At 69.3% G+C, this 19,380-nt stretch carries 16 protein-coding genes; 10 read left to right on the top strand and 6 right to left on the bottom strand.

The genetic code is table 11. The features are described from left to right. Positions 1–39 precede the first annotated feature (39 nt). Entirely contained in the window at positions 40–414 is a 375-nt protein-coding gene (locus KU887_RS33615) for a gamma-glutamylcyclotransferase family protein (protein WP_059721775.1), read from the top strand. Positions 415–457: 43 nt separating this feature from the next. Here KU887_RS33615 and KU887_RS33610 read toward each other — a convergent pair whose 3' ends face one another. The 4 genes from KU887_RS33610 to KU887_RS33595 all read right to left on the bottom strand — a co-directional run bounded on the left by KU887_RS33610 (position 458) and on the right by KU887_RS33595 (position 5,666). Next, complete coding sequence (locus KU887_RS33610) at positions 458–1,165, bottom strand: DUF3142 domain-containing protein (RefSeq protein WP_059721776.1); 708 nt, start codon at positions 1,163–1,165, stop codon at positions 458–460. Positions 1,166–1,172: 7 nt separating this feature from the next. Continuing rightward, positions 1,173–3,341 (bottom strand): hypothetical protein, encoded by a 2,169-nt coding sequence (locus KU887_RS33605; protein ID WP_080323835.1) that lies wholly within the window; start codon positions 3,339–3,341, stop codon positions 1,173–1,175. A 119-nt stretch (positions 3,342–3,460) separates the two neighbouring features. Further along, the gene (locus KU887_RS33600; RefSeq protein WP_048986216.1) at positions 3,461–4,873 is read right to left on the bottom strand and encodes a hypothetical protein; all 1,413 of its coding nucleotides are present in this window, start codon (positions 4,871–4,873) and stop codon (positions 3,461–3,463) included. A 31-nt stretch (positions 4,874–4,904) separates the two neighbouring features. Next, a complete protein-coding gene (locus tag KU887_RS33595; protein WP_034203682.1) occupies positions 4,905–5,666 on the bottom strand; it encodes a 2-keto-4-pentenoate hydratase in 762 nt (253 codons plus the stop codon). 296 nt (positions 5,667–5,962) lie between these two features. Here KU887_RS33595 and KU887_RS33590 point away from each other — a divergent pair, with 296 nt between their 5' ends. From KU887_RS33590 to KU887_RS33570, 5 genes are all read left to right on the top strand, one after another. Beyond that, entirely contained in the window at positions 5,963–6,442 is a 480-nt protein-coding gene (locus KU887_RS33590; protein WP_048986217.1) for a universal stress protein, read from the top strand. A gap of 13 nt (positions 6,443–6,455) precedes the next feature. Then, a complete protein-coding gene (locus KU887_RS33585) occupies positions 6,456–6,647 on the top strand; it encodes a DUF2964 family protein (RefSeq protein ID WP_006498440.1) in 192 nt (63 codons plus the stop codon). A 186-nt stretch (positions 6,648–6,833) separates the two neighbouring features. Beyond that, a complete protein-coding gene (locus KU887_RS33580; RefSeq protein WP_006498439.1) occupies positions 6,834–8,570 on the top strand; it encodes a site-specific integrase in 1,737 nt (578 codons plus the stop codon). A 56-nt stretch (positions 8,571–8,626) separates the two neighbouring features. Then, a complete protein-coding gene (locus tag KU887_RS33575) occupies positions 8,627–8,950 on the top strand; it encodes a TfoX/Sxy family protein (RefSeq protein WP_006498438.1) in 324 nt (107 codons plus the stop codon). Between the two features lie 86 nt (positions 8,951–9,036). Then, on the top strand, positions 9,037–9,948 hold the full coding sequence (locus KU887_RS33570; RefSeq protein ID WP_062885696.1) for a hypothetical protein: 912 nt from the start codon (positions 9,037–9,039) through the stop codon (positions 9,946–9,948). A 15-nt stretch (positions 9,949–9,963) separates the two neighbouring features. Here the strand turns inward: KU887_RS33570 and KU887_RS33565 are convergent, their stop codons facing one another. Then, positions 9,964–12,138, bottom strand: a complete 2,175-nt coding sequence (locus tag KU887_RS33565; RefSeq protein ID WP_258258547.1) for a DUF4132 domain-containing protein — start codon at positions 12,136–12,138, stop codon at positions 9,964–9,966. A gap of 565 nt (positions 12,139–12,703) precedes the next feature. On the opposite strand from KU887_RS33565, the gene KU887_RS33560 reads away from it, so the two are divergent. After that, positions 12,704–14,128, top strand: a complete 1,425-nt coding sequence (locus KU887_RS33560) for a PLP-dependent aminotransferase family protein (protein WP_006498434.1) — start codon at positions 12,704–12,706, stop codon at positions 14,126–14,128. A 57-nt stretch (positions 14,129–14,185) separates the two neighbouring features. Here the strand turns inward: KU887_RS33560 and gcvA are convergent, their stop codons facing one another. Further along, positions 14,186–15,106, bottom strand: coding sequence for a transcriptional regulator GcvA (gcvA, locus tag KU887_RS33555; protein ID WP_006498433.1), 921 nt, complete (start codon positions 15,104–15,106; stop codon positions 14,186–14,188). 125 nt (positions 15,107–15,231) lie between these two features. On the opposite strand from gcvA, the gene KU887_RS33550 reads away from it, so the two are divergent. From KU887_RS33550 to KU887_RS33540, 3 genes are all read left to right on the top strand, one after another. Continuing rightward, a complete protein-coding gene (locus KU887_RS33550) occupies positions 15,232–16,578 on the top strand; it encodes an aminotransferase class III-fold pyridoxal phosphate-dependent enzyme (protein WP_058903702.1) in 1,347 nt (448 codons plus the stop codon). Further along, positions 16,575–17,378 carry an enoyl-CoA hydratase-related protein gene (locus KU887_RS33545; RefSeq protein ID WP_034203671.1) on the top strand — a complete coding sequence of 268 codons (804 nt, stop codon included), beginning with the start codon at positions 16,575–16,577 and terminating at the stop codon, positions 17,376–17,378. The genes KU887_RS33550 and KU887_RS33545 overlap by 4 nt, the downstream gene beginning before the upstream one ends. A 74-nt stretch (positions 17,379–17,452) precedes the next feature. Further along, positions 17,453–19,375: an AMP-binding protein gene (locus KU887_RS33540; protein WP_059723893.1), complete on the top strand. Its 1,923-nt coding sequence runs from the start codon at positions 17,453–17,455 to the stop codon at positions 19,373–19,375. Positions 19,376–19,380 lie beyond the last annotated feature (5 nt).

Raw genomic sequence — 19,380 nt, 5'->3', positions numbered from 1 at the left:
TACGCTTCGTCGGCACCGATTCTTTCATCGAGTTCGATCATGTCCCGTTCCGCCCCGGCTTTCTCCGAGCACCTTTTCTCATATGGCACGCTGCAGCTCGATCAGGTGCAGCTCGCCACGTTCGGCCGCAAGCTCGACGGTCACGCGGACGCGATGCCCGGCTATGCGATGACGATGCTGCGGATCGACGATCCGGACGTGGTCGCGACGAGCGGGAAGACCCATCATCCGGTGGTGACCTATACGGGGCAGACGGGCGACCGCGTCACGGGCACCGTGTTCGCGATCACCCGCGACGAACTGCAGCACGCGGACGATTACGAAGTCGATGCGTATCGGCGCGAGCGCGTCGTGCTCGAATCGGGTGTCGCCGCATGGGTGTACGTGGACGCGCGTTCGCCGCGCGCCGACTGAATCCGCTACGCGGGCGGGATCGACGCCGTCGCGTGTGCGGCCGCTAGCCGTTGCGCAGGAACACGACGTAACCGCGGAACCACGGATTCGTTGCGAGGTACGGCGGCGCGTCCCATTCGCCGCCCTGGATCACGCCGATGCGAAACGGCAGCTGCAGCCGCGCGACGCGCGGCAGGTAGGCCGCGTAGTCGGGAATCGTGCGGCTGCCCTGGTACGTCTGCACGACCACCTCGTCGACGATGCCCTTGAGCTGGTTGACCTGGTCGGTATCGATGCGGCTGCTCCAGTCGAGCAGCCCCGTGATGCTCAGCCGGCAATCGGCGGGCAGGGTGTCGCGCAGCGTGCGCAGGAACGCGAGGTAATCCTCGAGGTGGCGCGTGCCCGCATCGAAGTCGATCTGGATGCCGGCGATCGTGCGGCCCGACGCACGCCAGCGCGCGAGCTGCGCGAGCATGATCTGCGTGACGCGCGGCGTCCAGCGCAGCGTATGCGCACGATAGACGAGCCACACGCGCGCGTCGGGCGCGGGCGGCAGCGCGACGCCCTGCGCGATCACGCGCACCTGCGACTCGTCCCGCGGCGACGCTTCGATCTGCCCTTGCAGCACATAGACGGCGCGCGCGCCGTGCACGACCGCCTGCGGCTTCACGCCCGCCCACAGCCAGAACGCGTCGTACCGCGCGGCGTCGACAGTGCCGGCCAGCGCGACGCGCGCGGCCAGCAGCAGCGCGATGCCCGCGATGCGCTTCATGCGCCGCTTACCAGTAGTAGCGGAGCTTCTGCGCCCACGGGCTGCCCGGATAGGCGGTCTTCAGCGTGTCGAACCAGCGCTTGCGCGTGCTCTTCGACACTTCCTTGCCGCCGCATTCGTTCGCGCCGGCCGGCGCATAGCACTTGATCGCGCGGTAGAACGCGTACGCGCGATCGTTCGGGTTCGCCTGCGTATCGGCCATCACCGCCACGTAGCTCGACATCCGCTCGTACGGCTTGCCCGCGAACTGCGACGGCGCCGCACCGAGCGTCGGCGGCACGCGCGTGGCGGCCGTGCTCGACGCATTGCGGATCCACGGCGGCACCGGATCGCTTTCGATGCCGGCCGCGGGCGGATGCAGGCGCACGAAATCCGCGAGGCAGTTCAGCCCTTTCGGGTCGGCGGGATTCTGCTGCAGCGTCGCGGCGATGTCGCGCGCCGACAGGCACGTGTAGCCGTCTTCGTTTTTCGCGCCGGCTGCGATGAACGGCTTCAACGGATCGGCGGGCGTGCCGGACACCAGCGCGGTATCGGCGAGGAAGTCCGCGTAGTGCGAACGCGTGAGCTCCTTGTACAGCAGCGTGTACAGCGCGGTGTCGCGCAGCGCGCCGCCGGTCGCCTGGTTTTGCGCCTGCGCGCGCAGCAGGTCGGCATTGGCCGCGCGCTGCAGCAGCACCGCGCGGATCGCCGCGTTCTGCACGAGCGAATCGTCGGCAAACGCGTCGTTGACGAGCCCGGCCTGCTCCAGGTTGATCGCGAGCGCGAGTTCCAGCATTTCGCGCTGGAAGCGGAATTTCGCGAGCGGGATCAGGTCGCGCCACAGCTGGCGGGCCTTGTCGTTCTGGCCGCTGTCTTCCAGCGCGAACCCGCGCAGCGCCTGCTGGCTCAGGCCGAAGTAGTCGAGCGGCGCGGCGGGCGCTTGCGGCAGCAACTCGAGGGCGGCATCCGGCTTGTGCCCGATCTGGACGTACCAGGTCGCGAGCAGGTAGCCGTAGAGCGCGGGCGCGTTCGCGAAGCGCGGCTTCTGCGCCTGCAGCTCGTCCAGCGTCATCGGCTTGCGGCTCGCGTCGCTGCTGTCGGACGCGCGCATGCGCAGCAGGTCGACGGTGGCGAGCACGGTCGGCGACTGGATCTGGCTCGCGTCGAATTCCGACCCGAACAGCAGCTTGCTGTCGAGTTCGTTCGCCAACTGCATCAGCGGCACGTTCGACGTGGCCGGCGACCAGCGCGCGAGCGCGTGGCCGTACAGGTCGGCCTGCTGCGTGACGTTCCCGCCGAGCCACGCGACACGCCGCAGCAGCCCGGTCGCGGAAACCGCATAGCGCCCCTTCGGATACACCTTCAGGTAGGTCCGGAATACCGTGTTCGCCGCGTCGAGCGAGACCTTCGTCACGCGTGCGCGCGACGGCGTCGGGCCGTCGTTGTCGAATACGTTGGCCTGCGCGGCGTTCAGCTGCGCGCGGCCGGCCATGTAGAGGCCGGTTTCCTTCAGCCACGGGTCCGCGCTGTGCGATGCGTTCGCGAAGGCCCGCGTCGCGGTGAGGAAGTCGGCGCGGTAGAACGCGTTCGTGCCGTCGAGGTACGCGGCGAACTGCTGGCCGAGCGGCGACTTGACCGGCGGCTTCGTCCACGCGGCGCCCGCGCCGCCCGCGGTGCAGGTCTTCTGCGCGATGTCGGCGCGTGCCGCGCGCAGGCGGGCGGCTTCGTCCGCGGGCAGGCCGCCTGCGCCGCCCAACGCGTCGTCGAACGCTGCCGCGCCCGCGCTCATGCTGCGGCAGATGCTGCCTTCGCCGTCGGCGTACCGGCTCGACGACGCATCGGCATCCGCTGCGCCGCCGGCCTTGTCGGGCTCCTTCTGACCGATGTAGATCCAGCCGGAGAAATCCATCGGGAACGGCACGACGATCTGGTTGATCCGCTCTTTCGCGGGGATGGTCCTCGGGTCCGGAAACACCTGCGCGACCTTGGCGCTGTCGACCATCATCAGCATCGCGTTGATGCGCGTGTCGTTGGCGGGCGTCAGCATCGGTATGTTGCCGCACGAGTAGGAAGTCTGCCGGAGCGTGTTCGGTACGTAGCAGCCGTCGTCGCCGCTGGCGTGGGCGGCCGGCATCCAGAGCAGGCTGGCCGCCAGCGCGGCGAACAGGTTGCGGTGCAGCGTCGGGTTTCTTCGCATTTTTGTTGTGCTGGGTAGGGGGCCGCGACGGCCGGGTCTCTCAGGGGGGCGCTTTGCCCCGGCGCGTATCGTACCTCACGGCGCGCACACGCCCGTCGAGCGGCGGCCCTGCTCGCGCATCACGCGCACACGCTGCTGGCGATGCCGCCTTCGTCGATGTCTTCGATCGCGGCGCGCAAGTCGTCGATCGCCACCATCAATTCGCGGACCTGCCGCAACGACGGGTACTGATGCAGCACGGCCTGCCATTGCGGCAGGGTCAGCAGCGCATGCCAGATGACGCCGAGGCCATCCGGATCGGCATCCGGCTGCTGCGCGAGCGCACTCGCGTATTCGAGGCTCGCCTGCGCGGACAGCAACTGCATCCGGCTCGCGGCGCCCAGCAGACGCGGCGTCGCGTCCGCGGACGCGTCGCAGCAATACAGCACTTCGCGTGGCAGCGTCGTTTCGTCGGTCGTCAACGCGTGCAGCGATGCGCCGTGCACGTGCACCGTGCCCTGATGCGTCTCGAATGCATAGACCGTGTCGGGCGCTGCCTGCGCGAGCAGGGTCAGGCCGCGCAGCAGCCGCGGCAGGTCGGTCGTCGCGGCATCCGCGGAGGCCTTCGCTTCGACGAGAAAGCGCACGTTCCACGGGGACGCCGGGTCGCTGCCGCGCGCGCGTTCGAGCAGAATCGCGTCCCATTCGGTTTTCGCGCGGTCGTGCCGGCCCGGGATCGACGAAGGCACGCGCATCGACGTGACCACGCGGTAGGTGCGCTGCGCGTCCACCGCGTCGAGCCGGCGCGCCAGTGCGTCGAGCGCCTGCGCCGCCAGTGCTTCGACGGCGGCGCCGCGCTGCTGGGACGCGGCGCCCTGCGCGACGGCGACCGTGCTGCCGACGAGCGGACCCTGGCGGACCCACAGCGCGCGATATCGACGGACGTCCTCGTCCGCGGCCAGCGCGTCGAGCCGCAGCATGCGTTCGAGCGCGGGGCCGTCCTTGAGCTTCACGATGTCCTGCTCGAACGCCGCGTCGGTCGCCATCTCGGGCAGCGCGAGCAGTTGCGCGAGCGCGGCATGCAGTTCGGCCCACGATGCCGCGGTCGCGGCCGCATGCAGGCGCGCGAGGCCGTCGCGTTGCCAGGCCTGCGCGCTGCGTTCGAGCTTGGCCGGATGCGCGATCGCATTGACGGCGGAGTGGAGCGCGCGCCGGTCCTGCTCGGCGTGCGCGGACAACGACGCGTATTCGCGTACGTTCGGCGCATCGTGACGCAGCACCGACGCCTGAAACGACGGATCGCCGGATGACGGGTCCATCGCGTCGCGGATCATCCGCGCGAGCGCATCGATGAAGCGCTGCCGCAAGTCCGCGCCGGGCGCGTGGCCATCCGCCCGCACCCTGCGCGCTTCCTCGATCACGATCGCCAGCGCGGTGGCCGGGTTCGTCGCGTCGGTCAGCGACGACGCGCGTTCGAGCGGCGGCAGCCGGTAACGGCGCGCGACGGTGCGCAGGGTGGCGTCGAGCAGGGCGGGAAGCGGTGTCAGCGACATGGCGGGTTGGGCGTGAAAGAGACGTGACCCGTCACGCCGTCAACGTCACCGACAGGCTGCCGAGCTCGCCGAAGCGGACCGTCAGCGCGTCGCCGAGCGGCACCTCGATCGCACCCGCGTACGAACCCGTCGTCACGATCTGGCCGGCGCGCACCGCGTCGCCGCGCGACGCGAGGAAATTGACGAGCCACACCAGCGGCTTGAGCGGATCGCCGTCCGGATGGCGGCCGTCGATCGTGCGGTTCAGCGCACCGTCGAACGACAGCGCCAGCGTCGCGAGCGGCACGTTCAGCCCGTCGGGCACGACCGGGCCGACGCACAGCCCCTGGTTGAATTGCCCGTCGGCCAGCAGCTCGAACTTCGACGCGCGCGTCGGCTCCGCATAGCGGCAGCCGAGCACTTCGAGCACGATGCGCACTTCGCGGATCGCGGCGCGCACGTCGCTTTCGTCGTACGGCTGCTCGCGCTCGGGCAGATCGCGATCGAGCACGAACGCGATTTCCGGTTCGATCCGCACGATCGGCCCGCCGACGACGCGGTACGGCGCATCGGCTTCGCGGATCGTCGACGCGAAGATCGGCGCGAGGATCACGCGATCGGGCGGCGGCAGTGCGCATTTCCAGCCGCCGACGGGTTCGCCGAGCAGGTCGGCGACGCGCTGCTGGATCGCGAGCGCGGTGTCGATGTCGTCGGGGCGCAGTGCATCGGGCAACAGCGGGCCGGGCGAGCCGGCATGGCGGGCGGCGACGAGATGCTGGGCGGCGCCGTCCACGCGTTCGATAGTCGTTGTCATGTCGGTTGAGCGAGTTGAAAGTGGGGCCGGCAAAAAAGGGCCGGACGAAAGTCGCATCGTCGATGATAGCGCCTTCGGCGCGATGGCCGCTCGAAAGCCCGTCGGCTCATGCGTTGCCGGTCCGGTTTCGGTTGGCCGAGAACGCAGGCTTCCCGCTTCCCGTCGTGCCGTTTTGTCGCATGCGTGATCGCCGCCGCGGCTTGACCGCCGTCAACATCCGAACCTGCCGTCGGCCGATGATGGTGACATGGCCGCGCGCGACAGGGTGCGCGGCAGCTCACCCCAGCGAGGTTCGCATGTACGAGAAAATCATGGTGGCCGTCGACGGCAGCGCTTCGTCGAAACAGGCGCTTGCCGAAGCCGTGAAGGTGGCGCTGGCGGGCGATGCGCACGTCAGCGTCGTGTATGTGGTCGACAAGTCGGTGCTGTTCACGTACGCGGGCCGTGTCGATCCGCACGCGCTCGTCGAGGAAATCCGCGACGACGGGCGCAAGGTGTTGCGCGAAGCCGAACAGATCATCGCGTTGGCCGGTGCGAAGGGCGAAGGCGAACTCGTCGAGACCGAGAGCATCGGCGAGGACATCGCGGAACGCCTGCAACGCTACGTGAAAGAGCACGGGATCGATCTCGCAGTGGTCGGCACGCACGGGCGGCGCGGCATCCGGCGCGTGCTGCTCGGCAGCGTCGCCGAGCGTTTCGTGCGCGGCTCGAAGTGCCCGGTGCTGCTGATTCGCGGCGACGACGCCGGCGAGCCGGCCGCCGCGGCCGCGGCATGACGCGGCGCGCGCGATGATACGTCGCCAGTACCGCATCGTCGTCGCGGCGATCGCCGTGTTCGTGTCGCTCGCCGGGATGATGGCCGTCGTGACGGGCCTGCTGTTCGATGCCACGTCGGCGCTGCGCGGCGGCGCCATCGCGTTGATCGTCGGCGTGGCGGGCTTCGTCGTGATGCTGAACCCGGGGCCGAAAGGCGAGGAGTGACGCGTGCGGGCGAGGTGGTGGCGCACGTCAGGCGTCGGTTTCGCGACGACCGGCGACAGCCGTTGCGCCGCCGTGATCTCGCCTGGTCGCTCGCCGTCGCCGGCGCCTTCGTGCCGGCCTGCCCGATCTGGATATCGGCCGCTTCGACGTTGCCGCCCGCTCGGCGCTTCTGTCAAACTGGCGCCCATGAAACCGCGCCTGACGTCACCGCTTTCCCCCGATTCCGCGCCTGCGCCCGCAGGCTTTCCCGATGCCGACGAACTGGCTGCCCTGCGTGCGTGGTACGCGGGCATGACCGTGCGCCAGGCCGTCGAGCGCTACCTGCCCGACCGGCTCGGCGACGGGCGGTCGGCGCGCGGCGTGATCGGCGCCATTCGCCGCCGCCTCGTGCGCGTCGCGCGGCAGGTGGGCCGCGCCGATCTCGCGGCACGGCTCGGCCATCCGGACGGTGAGCGTTTACGGGAGGCGAAAGCCGCAACCGACGCGATCGGCGTGCTGCGTCATGCGCGCGCGCCGGTCCCGCAGATCAGCGACGACGTCGACCTGTGGCTGCCGACGCGCGCGGTCGTTGCATTGCGTGCGCACGGGATCGCGACGCTCGCCGACCTGACGGTGCGGATTCCGCGCCGGCGCCAGTGGTGGCGGGCGATCGCGGGCCTCGGCATGGCCAGCGCGCGGCGCGTCGAGGCGTTCTTCGCCGCGCATCCGGACCTGACCGAACGCGCGCGTGCGCTGATCGCCGCGACGCCGCGCGGCAGTATCGTGCCGTGGGAGCATCTGAAGCTGCCGCACGAAGTCGACGGCTCGGCCGGCACGTTCCGCGCGCCGCGCGCGACCAGCACGCTCGACGCGGACAACGATTACGCGGCCGTGCACGCGTGGCTGTCGCTGCACGAATCGGCCGCGACGCGGCGCGCGTACCGGAAGGAGGCCGAGCGGCTGATCCTGTGGGCGATCGTCGAACGCGGCCGCGCGCTGTCGTCGCTGACGACCGAGGACGCGCTCGCGTATCGCGCGTTCATCCGGCGGCCGACGCCGCACGAACGCTGGGTCGGGCCCGTGCGGCCGCGCGGCGCGCCCGACTGGCGGCCGTTCTCGGGCGCGCTGTCCGCGCGCTCGGCCGCGTACACGCTGTCGGTGCTCGGCGCGCTGTTCCGCTGGCTGATCGAACAGCGCTACCTGCTCGCGAATCCGTTCGCCGGCGTGAAGGTGCGCGACACGCGCGGCGCGACCGCACTCGATACGTCGCACGCGTTCACCGAAGGCGAGTGGCTGCTGGTCCGCACGATCGCCGACGGGCTCGAGTTCCAGACGCGCCCGCTCAAGGGCGCGCCGCAGTCGGGCTGGACGCCGGCCGCCGCGCAACGGCTGCGCTTCATTCTCGATTTCGGCTACGCGACGGGGCTGCGCGCGAGCGAACTGGTCGGCGCGACGCTCGGCGACATCGAGACGGACGCGCACGGCGACGCGTGGCTGAAGGTGATCGGCAAGGGCAGCAAGGCCGCCCGCGTCGCGCTGCCGCCGCTCGCGCGCACGGCGCTCGATCGCTATCTGGTCGCGCGCCGTCTGCCGGTCACGCCGGCGCGCTGGCGGCCCGATACGCCGCTGATTCCGAGCCTCGCGGAAGACGACGCGGCCGCGATCACGAGCGTGCGGCTGTGGAAGGTGATGCAGCGTTTCTTCGCGCAGACGGCCGAGCGCGTCGAGGCCGACCACCCGGCGCTCGCGCACAAGCTGCGCCAGGCAAGCCCGCACTGGATGCGGCATACGCATGCGACGCACGCGCTGGCGCGCGGCGCGGAGCTGACGACGGTGCGCGACAACCTGCGGCATGCGTCGATCTCGACGACGTCGATCTACCTGCATGGCGACGACGTGAAGCGGGCGCGGCAGATGTCGAGCGCGTTCGGTATCGACAAATGAGTTGAACGGCGCGGCGTCGACGCAGGTCAGACGAATTTTCGGTCCTGGAGATTCGGATGGCATCGAGCCAGAGCACAGTCGATTTCATCGTCGAGCAGATCGCGGCGGCTGGTACGGTCTCGGCGCGCAAGATGTTCGGCGAATACGGCATCTATTGCGACGGCAGGATGGTCGCGCTCGTCTGCGACGACCGGCTGTTCGTCAAGCCGACGCCTGAAGGCCGCGCGTATCTCGGCGTGTGCGACGAAGCCCCGCCGTATCCGAGCGCGAAGCCGCATCTCGTCATTGCTGGCGATCGCTGGGACGATCGCGAATGGCTGTCGACGCTGATCCGGATCACCGCCGCGCAAGTGCCGCTGCCGGTGAAGCGCAGCCGATGACGATCGCGCCGCCTGCCACGCCGCGCGGCTGGCAGGCGTATTCTGTGACACATGCGCGCGGCCACCGTGCGCCCGGGAGTATCAACATGGAGACATCCGCAGCTTCGCGCGGCACGCGCCGTGCCTGGCGCGCGCTCGTCGCAGCCCTGTGTGCAGGCTGGAGCGCGCTGTCGTTCGGCGCGGAGGGCGCGAACGGCGCGGCCGCGCTGCTCGACCGCTACCGCAGCCTCGGCGCGCAACTGAAGGACAACGCGTTTCACCGGCCCGTGGTCCTCGAATCGTCGGAAGCGTCGTCGTCGCTGAAGGGCGACATCTACGCGGTCGTCGATTATCCGTTCGCGGTCGTGAACGGCCAGCTCAACGATCCCGCGCAAGGCCCCGCGAACTGGTGCGCGGTGCTGATCCTGCACCTGAACACCAAGTACTGTCACGCATCGAGCGGCGCCAACGGCCCGGTGCTCGACGTGAACCTCGGCCGCAAGATCCAGCAAAAGTTGCCGGATACCTATCGCGTGCAGTTCCGCTATCGCGTGGCGGCCGCGACGCCCGACTATTTCCAGGTCGACCTGACCGCCGACAGCGGCCCGATGGGCACGAAAGATTACCGGATCGCGCTCGAAGCCGTGCCGGTCGGCGCGTCGCGCACGTTCCTGCACCTCACGTATTCATACGGGTTCGGCACGGTCGGCCGGATGGCGATGAAGACCTACCTCGCGACGGTCGGCAGCGACAAGGTCGGGTTCACGACCGTCGGCGCCGCGTCGGCCGCGCAGCCGCAGTACATCGGCGGCGTGCGCGGGCTGCTGGAGCGCAACACGATGCGTTACTACCTCGCGATCGACACCTATCTCGCGACGCTCGACAAGCCGCTCGACCAGCGCCTCGCGCGCTGGTTCGACGCGACCGAGCAGTATCCGCAGCAACTGCACGAGGTGGAGCGCGGCGCGTATCTGCAGATGAAAGCGCAGGAGGTGCAGCGGCAGCAGACGGCGCGGTAGGCGCCTGCATCGCCGTCAATCGAGCAACCCCGCGACGACGTCGACGATCCGCTGCAGCAGCGCTTCGTCGTAAGGCAGCCACGGCACCGCGCGCAGCGGCGACGGCGGTGGCGCGATCGCCGGTTCGACCGGCTCGCCATCGCGCGTCACGCGGCCGGTCGCGCAATGCACCGACCATGCGCCGACGCGCACGTGGCGTTCGTCGATCGTGATCTTTCCTTGCGCAACCGGCTCGGCGAACACGAGCGACAGCACGTGTTTGCGATGCTGCGCCATCACGCCCAGCGGCAGATCGGACAACCGGTCCAGGCGCTGCCAGTGTTCGGCTTCGAGCTCACGCAGGCGGACCGGGTCCGCCGCGAGCGAAGCGGTCGCCGCACGTGTCGCATCGTCGTCGAGCGCGAACGCGGACACGCTGACGAGCAGGTCGACCGCGCGCGCCGCTTCCGAGAACACCACCCGATCGATCTCGCCGATCGGCAGCGGCAGCCAGCGGGCGCCGTGCCGGCGTTCGAAGTGCAGCCGGCGCGACGTACCGTGGCTTTCCGAACCCGGATAGAGGCGCGCATCGACGCGGAAGGTCGCGCGCACGTCGCCGAATTCGCGGACGAGCGCGTCGTCATAGGCACGGATCGACCAGCCTTCGCGGCGTGCGACGCCGAGCAGCGGCCGGCTCGACAGCACGTGGCCTTCGAACATCGCGGTATCGCTGGCCGACGCGTCGTCGTCGCTCGGCACGTAGTACTCGCGGAACGCCTGCCTGACCGGTTGCCGCAGCGACCGGCCGACGATCGCGCGCTGCCACGCGAGCCGCTCGTCCGCGTCGGCCAGCAGCGGGTGCCATAGCCGGATCTCGCAGTCGTCGGCGATCTCGCATGCGCGGCCGGCCGCGTCGCGCAGCACGACCTTGCCCTTGGCGATATCGGGCGTGAACGATTGCGTCGAGCCGTCGCCGCGGCGTGCCTGCCAGATCATCCGCGCCGAGAACGCGGCGCCGGCCGGCGCATCGACGAGCCGCTCGCGCCATTCGGCGTGGCCGAGCGTCAGCGGCTGCCAGAAGCCGGTCTCCATGCACGTGGCGAGCATCGCGAGGGACTTTTTGTCGGGCTGCGCGTCGAGCGTCATCCGCAGCGCGGTACGCGGCCGCTCGCCGAGTGCGCGTTCGGCCGGCTTCAGGTTGCGCGCGAGCTTCTTCTGCACGCCCGCGTGACGGACGACGGCCAGCGCGTCGCGCAGCGCGCGCACGCCCTCGGGCGTCGGGATCGTCTCGATCGCATGGCCGAGCGCGATGGCGAGCGATTGCGACGGCGCGGTTTTCGCGGCCGTCGGCGCGACGCATACCCCCGTCAGCAGCGGCCCGATCAGCGGGCGCAGCCATGCTTCGTCGCGATAGGCGGCCACGCGCGCGGCGCGGGACAGCACTTGCGCGTCGTCGGTCGTGAACGCGCGATCGGCTTCGTACGGCACGGCGCCGGCATGCAGCGCGGCGACCTGTCGCGCCGCTTCGGTCAGCGCGTCGCGCGCGAACGCGACGTACGCGGCTTCTTCCGCGAGCGTCACGGCCGGATCGCTGAGGTCGAGCCACAGCCGCTTCGGCGCGAAATAGCCGTCGTTCGTCGCAGCCAGTGCGAGTAGCGCGGCCGCTCCGAGTTCGGGCAACACGTCGAGTTCGCGCACGCGAAACGGCGAACCGGCCAGCGCCTGCGCACAGGCTGCGCGCCGCGCCGAGAAGTCGCGGCGGCCCGCGAACCAGTCGAGCGCATACGCGGCATAGGCCGACGCCGCGCGCAATCCGCCTTCTTCCGGTTCGTCGGCGATCCGCGCGAGTTCGGCTTGCAGCGCGGGCGACGGCAGCGCGTCGAGGTACGGCAGATCCTCGAGCGCGCGTTTCCACCCGCCGGCCGGAATGGCGCGGAACAGTTCGAGCGCCGCATCGGCGTCGATGAGCGGCACGAGGCCGAGCGCATCGATCTGCCGGTGCACCGTGCGCGCGAATTCGGCGCGCGGGTCGCCGAACGCCTGGTCGCGCACGAGGATCTCGTGCTCGACGCGCCGCAGCGCCGGCCACACGGTGCCTAGCGCAGGCGCGTCGAGCGCCGACAGATCGATCGGCTCGTCGATGGCGCCCGCGTGGGCGGCCGGGTCGGTCAGCCGCCCGACGAGTAGCGCTACGAGGGCGCGATCAGCCATGCGTACGTGCCCGGTCGGCCGCACCGTTCTGGCGCGATTTCTTTTGTGCCGGTCGCGCGACGCGTCTCGCGCCGCCGAGGCCGGCTACGGGTTCGATCGTGTGCTGCATGGTCTGGCTCTCATCGTGAAAAACCGTGCGGGCGCACAGTATTGCACCCCCATTGATCCGCGCGCGCGGAGGCCCGTGCGGCGGGCCTGCCGGGCCGATTCGCCCGCGCCGTGCCAGCCGACCGACCGTCCGGCCATTTCATAAGACGTACAGTTTTACCGCGATGCGCGATTCGCGCCGAACTGTACTCTTGTTCGCGTGCTCGATGTGTGTACTCGTCACCAACTGTTCTTCTCTTAAGATCCGATCATCAAGTGCACAGTGCCGCAGATCCAGTTGGTCCGGACCCCTGGCGGCGCATCTTCAAGAGAGAGCCAGTGCGATGGAAAAGGCAAAACCGGAGGGAAAGATCAGGAATCACGACGGCCCGGTCGGCGGGCGAAACACGTGCAACGCGTGCGGATTGGACGCACACGGCGGGGCGGCGGGGCGGCGTGCGCCGGCGGGAGACGCACGATGAAACTCTATGAAAAGCTCGCGGACGATATCGAGCGCCTGATCCGCCAGGGCGTGTACCGGCACGGCGACCGGATTCCGTCGGTGCGGCAGGCGAGCCAGCAGCACCGGATCAGCATCACGACGGTGCTGCATGCGTATCTGCTGCTGGAAAGCCGCGGGCTGCTCGAAAGCCGGCCGCAGTCGGGCTATTTCGTAAACCTGCGGCGCGACGACAGCCACGCGCCGGTGCGCGAGCTGCGGCCGTCGAAGCCGATCGCGATCTCGTCGTCGGTGGACGTGAGCCGGCTCGTGCTGTCGACGCTGCGCTCGATCGGCACGGACGACGCGGTGCCGCTCGGCTCGCCGTATCCGGACCCGAGCCTGTTTCCGTTCGAGAAGCTGAACCGCTACGCGTACGCGGCCGGCCGCGACAAGTCGCTGTGGGGCGTGACCGACGGGCTGCCGCCGGGCCATCCGCGGCTGATCCGGCAGATCGCGCGGCGCTACCTGGAAAACGGGATGTCGGTGGACCCGAACGAGATCATCGTGACGGTCGGCGCGACGGAGGCGATCAACCTGTGCCTGCAGGCGGTCGCGAAGCCGGGTGACACGATCGCGGTGGAATCGCCGACGTTCTACGCGATGCTGCACGCGATCGAACGGATGGGGATGAAGGCGATCGAGGTGGCCACGCATCCGGAATACGGGATCGACATCGCTGCGCTGGCCGCGATCGCGAAGTCGCAGCCGATCGCCGCGTGCATGGTGATGCCGAACTTCCAGAACCCGCTGGGTTTCCAGATGCCGGACGAGCGCAAGCGCGAACTGGTTGAGTTCGCAACCAAGTCCGGGATGCCGATCATCGAGAACGGTGTGTATAACGAACTGTATTTCGGCGATACGCATCCGAGTTCGCTGAAGTCCTACGACCGGACCGGGATCGTGCTGCATTGTTCGTCGTTCTCGAAGAGCCTGACGGCTGCATACCGGATCGGCTGGGCGCTACCGGGCCGCTATCGCGATCAGGTCGAGAAGCTGAAGTTCCTGAATACGCTCGCGACGCCGTCGTTGCCGCAACTGGCGATTGCGGAGTTTCTCGAACGCGACGGCTACGAGCATCACCTGCGGCGCTTGCGCAAGGCGTATGCGCAGCAGGCGAACCTGATGCGCGCGATGGTGTCGCGGTTCTTTCCGGAAGGCACGCGCATTTCGAGCCCGGCGGGCGGCTACGTGCTGTGGGTCGAGTTGCCCGCGCAGGTCGATGCGATGCGGCTGTACCAGCTCGCGCTGGAGCAGGGGATCACGATCGGGCCGGGCTACATGTTCTCGATCACCGACAACTACCGGAACTTCATCCGCCTGAACTACAGCAGCCCGTGGTCGCCGGAGATCGAGCAGGCGGTGATCACGGTCGGGAAGCTGGCCGCGGCGTGCATGCGGTGAACGGGCGGGTGACATGGATCGCGGGCGGCGGGACCTGCCGCGTGCGATTCATGTCGTTCAAGCCCAGCCGGCCGCCGAAAACGACCGTGCGGCCGATCGCAGCCAACTGCAGAACGCATCGATTTGCGGCCGCGCGGCGGCCGCGCGCGTCGTCAACAGATGGTAGCTGTAGGGGCCTTGCACCGGCTTGCCCGGCGCAATGGCCAGCAGCCCTTGCCTGACCGCATCGGCGGCGAGGACGTCCGACGCCACGGCCACGCCCTGACCCGCGATCGCGGCATCGAGCGTCAGATAGGTATGCGAGAAGCTCGGCCCCTGTCGCAAACGCGCCGCGCTCGCGTGCCCGTCCTGCATCCGGCACCAGCGCACCCAGTCCACCTGCTCCGGAATGCGCGCCTCGTATTCGTCGTGCAGCAGGGTTGCACGCAACACGTCGTCCACGGTGCGCAGCGGCTTGCATAGCGACGGTTGGCCGACCGCGAGGAACGTTTCCGACATCAGCTTTTCCGCGACGAGCCCCGGATAGGGGCCCCCACCCAGGCGGATCGCCACGTCCACGCGCTCGCGGCTGAAGTCGACGGCGGGCACCGAAGCCAGCAGGCGCACCTCGATGTCGGGATGCAGCCGCCGGAACTCGCCCAGGCGCGGCATCAGCCAACGCGTGACGAACGACGGCATCGCGGTGACCGTTACTTCCGGCGAATCCGCGGCCTGCCGGATGTCGAGCGACGCGCGCTCGAGCTCGTCCATCAAGCGCTCGATTTCCAGGAAGTAGCGCCGCCCGATCTCCGTCAACTGGACCGACCGGGCGCCACGCATGAACAACGGCGTGCCCAGCCATTCCTCCAGCAGCCGCACCTGATGACCCACCGCACCGGACGTGACGCACAGCTCGTCACCTGCCCGGGCGAAGCCGCCATGGCGCGCGGCCGCCTCGAATGCGCGGACGGAGAGCAGCGGTGGAAGTTGTCGCGACATGACTGAATTGAATTGAGGCTCAGTGCGGAAACGTTTGATTTGTTGCGCGGGAAAGGCATGCCTAATCTACAAGCCTCCTGTCACGAGGCTCAGAAATAGTGAGCCATGCCATTTCCGGAGTCAACATGGATCTCAGCATTCACGGCGAGTCGAATCCCGCGCTCGCGTCGTCGTTTCGAAAGGTGCTCGTGCCCTGGGCGGTCCAGGGCGGGCTCAATCCGCCGGTCATCACGCATGCGCACGGATGCTACTTCTACGATGCGAACGGCAAGCGCTACCTGGACCTCACCAGCGGCTATGTCGCGGTGTCGTTGGGACATGGCCATCCGAAGGTGGTCGAGGCGATCCAGGCGCAGGCCGCGCGCATGTGCTGGGTCGCGTCCAGCTACTTCAACGACGTGCGCGCCGAATACGCGGAACGTCTGAACAGCGTTTCGCCGTGGCCGGAAGGGCTGCGCGTGCACTTCACCTGCGGCGGTGCCGAGGCGAACGACGATGCGGTGAAGATCGCGCGGTTGGTGACACGCCGGCCCAAGGTGCTGACCGCCTACCGGTCGTATCACGGCAGCACACTCGGCGCGAGCGCGATGACGGGCGTGGACCGCTGGCGCGATCCGTTCCCGGCGCTGTCGGGCATGGTGAAGTTCTTTGCGCCGTATCCGTATCGCAGCCCGTTCCATACGTCGGAGCCGGCCGAGGAAACCCGGCGCGCCCTCGATCACCTGGCGCGCGTCCTTTCGCACGAAGGCGCACAGAACGTGGCCGCGATCCTGATGGAGCCGATGACGGGATCGAGCGGGGTCGTCGTCTACCCGCCGGGGTATCTCGCAGGCGTTCGCGACCTGTGCGACCGGCACGGCATCCTGCTGGTCTTCGACGAGATCATGACGGGCTTCGGGCGCACGGGGGCATTGTTCTGCGCCGAGCGGGTCGGCGTGTTGCCGGACCTGATTTCGTTCGCCAAGGGGGCCAGCTCTTCGTATACGCCCCTTGGCGGCGTCCTGGTGCGCGAAGGCGTGGCCCGCCACTTCGATACGGAACTCTTCGACGTGGGCCACACGCATGCGGGCCATGTACTGGCGGTCGCCGGCGGGCTCGCGGCACTGAAGGTCTATCTGGAAGAGGGCTTGTTCGAGCGGGCGCGCGAGATCGAAGGCTGGCTGCGCGACGGTCTCGGCGAGCTGGCGGAGCGTCATCCGTCGATCGGCGACGTGCGGGGCATGGGCGCCCAGTTCGGCATCGAGCTGGTGCGCGACCGGGAAACGCGCGAGCCGCTCGTCGAGTGGCACCACCCGGCGGGATCGGCGCCGATGCGCGCGTTCTATGGCGAACTGCTGAAGCGCGGCGTTCACGCGTACGGGCGCTACAACGTGGTGATCGTGACGCCGCCGCTCGTCATCTCGCGCACGGAGCTGGACGAGGGGCTCGACGCGCTCGACGCGGCGCTGACGGTGTTGGAGGCCGCGCGATGAACTACGAGGACATCCTGTATCGCGAAGCAGGCGGCGTGGCGACGATCACGATCAACCGTCCGTCGGTGTACAACGCGTTCCGCGCGAGGACGGTCGACGAACTGCTGCACGCGTTTCAGCAGGCGGGCTGGAATCCGGAGATCGGCGTGATCGTGCTGACCGGCGCCGGCGACCAGGCCTTTTGCACCGGCGGCGACCAGACGAGCCACGGCGATGGCGGCTACGGCGGGCGCGGCACGATCGGCTTGCCCGTGGACGCGTTGCAGAGCCTGATCCGCGACGTGCCGAAGCCGGTGATCGCGCGCGTCAACGGCTATGCGATCGGCGGCGGCAACGTGCTCGTGACGGTGTGCGACCTGGCGATCGCGAGCGAAGCGGCGCAGCTCGGGCAGGTGGGGCCCAGGGTGGGGTCGGTGGATCCCGGCTTCGGCACGGCGTTGCTCGCCCGCGTCCTCGGCGAAAAACGCGCGCGGGAAGTGTGGTTCCTGTGCCGGCGCTACACGGCGCGCGACGCGCTTGCGATGGGGTGGCTCAATGCGGTCGTGCCTGCCGATCGGCTCGACGGGGAAGTCGCGCGATGGTGCGACGAAATCCTTGCACTGAGCCCCACGGCGCTCGCGATCGCCAAGCGGTCGTTCAATGCGGACTCCGAGCATATCCGCGCGATCGGTGCGCTGGGATTCGAGGCGTTGTCGCTGTACTACGCCACCGACGAGTCGAAAGAGGGCACACGCGCCTTCCGCGAACGGCGCAAGCCCGCTTTCCGGCGCGCAAAGGCACGCCATGATCCTCAACCCTGAACGGTCGCCCTGCCTGCTCGACGCGATCCGGCAGGGCGGCATCGTGCGACAGACGATTCGGACGGAGCACTTTGATGAGCACCACTGACGTACTTTGGCAACCACCGGCCGACTGGCGGACCAGCACGCTGCTGGGTGAACTCTGCGCGCGCGTGGGCGCCTCGTCGTTCGAAGATCTGATCGGGATGTCGCTGCATGAGCCGCAACGCTACTGGGCCGCGGTGATGGCGCACCTGCAGTTCCAGTGGCGGATGCTGCCGCGGCGGCATGTCGATCTTGCGAGCGGGCCCGCGTTTCCGCGATGGTTCCCCGGCGGTCGGCTGAACTGGGTCGATCATGTGCTTGCGCACGCGGACGGCCCGCGTGCGCTGCAGGCGGCGGTCGTCACGGAGACGGAGGACGGGCGCGTCAGCACGACCAGTTATGCCGCGCTGGCTCGGGATGTACGGCAACGGGCGTCGCGGCTGGGCGCGCTCGGCGTCGGCGCGGGCGATCGGGTCGGCATCATGATGACGATGGGGGCGCAGGCCGCGGCCAGCCTGATTGCCGTATCGGCGCTCGGCGCGATCGCCGTGCCGCTGTTCACCGGCTTCGGGGCGGACGCCGTCGCCGCGCGACTGACGCTGGCCGACGCGCGTGTGTTGCTGGCGAGCGGCGGCTACCTGCGCCGCGGACGCACCGTCGACCTGAAACCGGTATTCGACGCATTGCAGGAACGGATGCCGGGTTTGCGCATCGTTATCCAGGGCGACGAGCCGGCGGGCCCCGTCACGCCAGACGCCCGATCTTCGCTGCACGCGGCGGCGCCCCATGCGTTCCCCGCGCAGGACCCCGACCAGCCGTTCATGATCGTTTTCACATCGGGAACGACAGGGTCGCCAAAGGGCACGGTGCATACGCATGCCGGCTTCCCGTTGAAGATCCTGCACGATTGCGCATACCACTTCGAGTTGCGCCCCGGCGACCGCTGGCTGTGGCCGAGCGACATGGGCTGGATCGTCGGCCCGCTCACGACGATCGGCGCGCTTGTCCGCGGCGCGACCCTGGTGTGCTACGACGGCGCGCCCGACTATCCGGACGCCGGGCGTCTGGCCGAAGTCGTCGACCGCCACCAGGTCACGCACTTCGGTGCGTCGCCCACGCTGATCCGCAGTCTGGCGGCGTCGCCGCGGGCGGTCGACGGCGCGGTGCTGGACAGCCTGCGCGTGCTGATGGTGGCCGGCGAGGTGATCGACCCGGATCACTTCGCGTGGTTCTTCCATGCGTTCGGCCGGTCGCGGTTGCCGGTGATCAACTACAGCGGCGGCACGGAGGCGTCGGGCGCGCTGTTGGGCAATGTTCCCGTGCGCCCGATCCGTGCGTGCGCTTTCAACGCCGTATCGCCGGGCGTCGACGCGTTCGCGGCCGACGAGCAAGGGCGGCGCGTGCGCGGCGTTCCCGGTGAACTGGTGATCGCCGCGCCGTTCGTCGGGATGACGTCGGGGTTCTGGAACGCGGCCGACCGCTACGAGGAAACGTACTGGCGCCAGCGGCCGGGCCTGTGGACGCATGGCGACCTGCTGCTCGAAGACGATGACGGACAATTCTTCATCCTCGGCCGTGCGGACGACACGCTGAAGATTGCCGGCAAGCGGCTGGGGCCGGCCGAGGTCGAGTCGGTCGTGCTCGGGTCGCCGCTCGTGCGCGACGTGGCGGCCGTTTCGCTGCCCGATCCGGTGAAAGGGGAGCGGCTGGTGGTTTGCGTCAGTACCCAAGGCGAACCGCCGGGCGCGCTGGCGACCTCGCTGGCCGACCGGATCGAGGCGGCGCTGGGCAAGCCGTTCCGTCCGGGCATCGTACATCTCGTGCCCGATCTGCCGCGCACGCGCAACGGCAAGGTCATGCGCCGCGTGGTGCGAAACGTGTTGCGGGGCTTGCCGCCGGGCGACGTGAGCGCCCTCGAGAACCCGGCGGCGCTTGCAGCCTTGCAGGCGCTGGCCGGTCAGGGCACGGCATGACGGAT

Origin of the sequence: Burkholderia sp. EMB26 (genome assembly GCF_024730645.1) — a bacterium.
GTDB lineage: Bacteria > Pseudomonadota > Gammaproteobacteria > Burkholderiales > Burkholderiaceae > Burkholderia > Burkholderia cenocepacia.
The sequence above is the reverse complement of the archived record's forward strand: the minus strand, read 5'-3'. Positions and strand labels throughout refer to the sequence as shown.

Coding starts and splice junctions, on each gene's coding strand:
- KU887_RS33615 (WP_059721775.1), top strand. CDS start 40: ATGTCCCGTTCCGCCCCGGCTTTCTCCGAGCACCTTTTCTCATATGGC.
- KU887_RS33610 (WP_059721776.1), bottom strand. CDS start 1,165: ATGAAGCGCATCGCGGGCATCGCGCTGCTGCTGGCCGCGCGCGTCGCG.
- KU887_RS33605 (WP_080323835.1), bottom strand. CDS start 3,341: ATGCGAAGAAACCCGACGCTGCACCGCAACCTGTTCGCCGCGCTGGCG.
- KU887_RS33600 (WP_048986216.1), bottom strand. CDS start 4,873: ATGTCGCTGACACCGCTTCCCGCCCTGCTCGACGCCACCCTGCGCACC.
- KU887_RS33595 (WP_034203682.1), bottom strand. CDS start 5,666: ATGACAACGACTATCGAACGCGTGGACGGCGCCGCCCAGCATCTCGTC.
- KU887_RS33590 (WP_048986217.1), top strand. CDS start 5,963: ATGTACGAGAAAATCATGGTGGCCGTCGACGGCAGCGCTTCGTCGAAA.
- KU887_RS33585 (WP_006498440.1), top strand. CDS start 6,456: ATGATACGTCGCCAGTACCGCATCGTCGTCGCGGCGATCGCCGTGTTC.
- KU887_RS33580 (WP_006498439.1), top strand. CDS start 6,834: ATGAAACCGCGCCTGACGTCACCGCTTTCCCCCGATTCCGCGCCTGCG.
- KU887_RS33575 (WP_006498438.1), top strand. CDS start 8,627: ATGGCATCGAGCCAGAGCACAGTCGATTTCATCGTCGAGCAGATCGCG.
- KU887_RS33570 (WP_062885696.1), top strand. CDS start 9,037: ATGGAGACATCCGCAGCTTCGCGCGGCACGCGCCGTGCCTGGCGCGCG.
- KU887_RS33565 (WP_258258547.1), bottom strand. CDS start 12,138: ATGGCTGATCGCGCCCTCGTAGCGCTACTCGTCGGGCGGCTGACCGAC.
- KU887_RS33560 (WP_006498434.1), top strand. CDS start 12,704: ATGAAACTCTATGAAAAGCTCGCGGACGATATCGAGCGCCTGATCCGC.
- gcvA (WP_006498433.1), bottom strand. CDS start 15,106: ATGTCGCGACAACTTCCACCGCTGCTCTCCGTCCGCGCATTCGAGGCG.
- KU887_RS33550 (WP_058903702.1), top strand. CDS start 15,232: ATGGATCTCAGCATTCACGGCGAGTCGAATCCCGCGCTCGCGTCGTCG.
- KU887_RS33545 (WP_034203671.1), top strand. CDS start 16,575: ATGAACTACGAGGACATCCTGTATCGCGAAGCAGGCGGCGTGGCGACG.
- KU887_RS33540 (WP_059723893.1), top strand. CDS start 17,453: ATGAGCACCACTGACGTACTTTGGCAACCACCGGCCGACTGGCGGACC.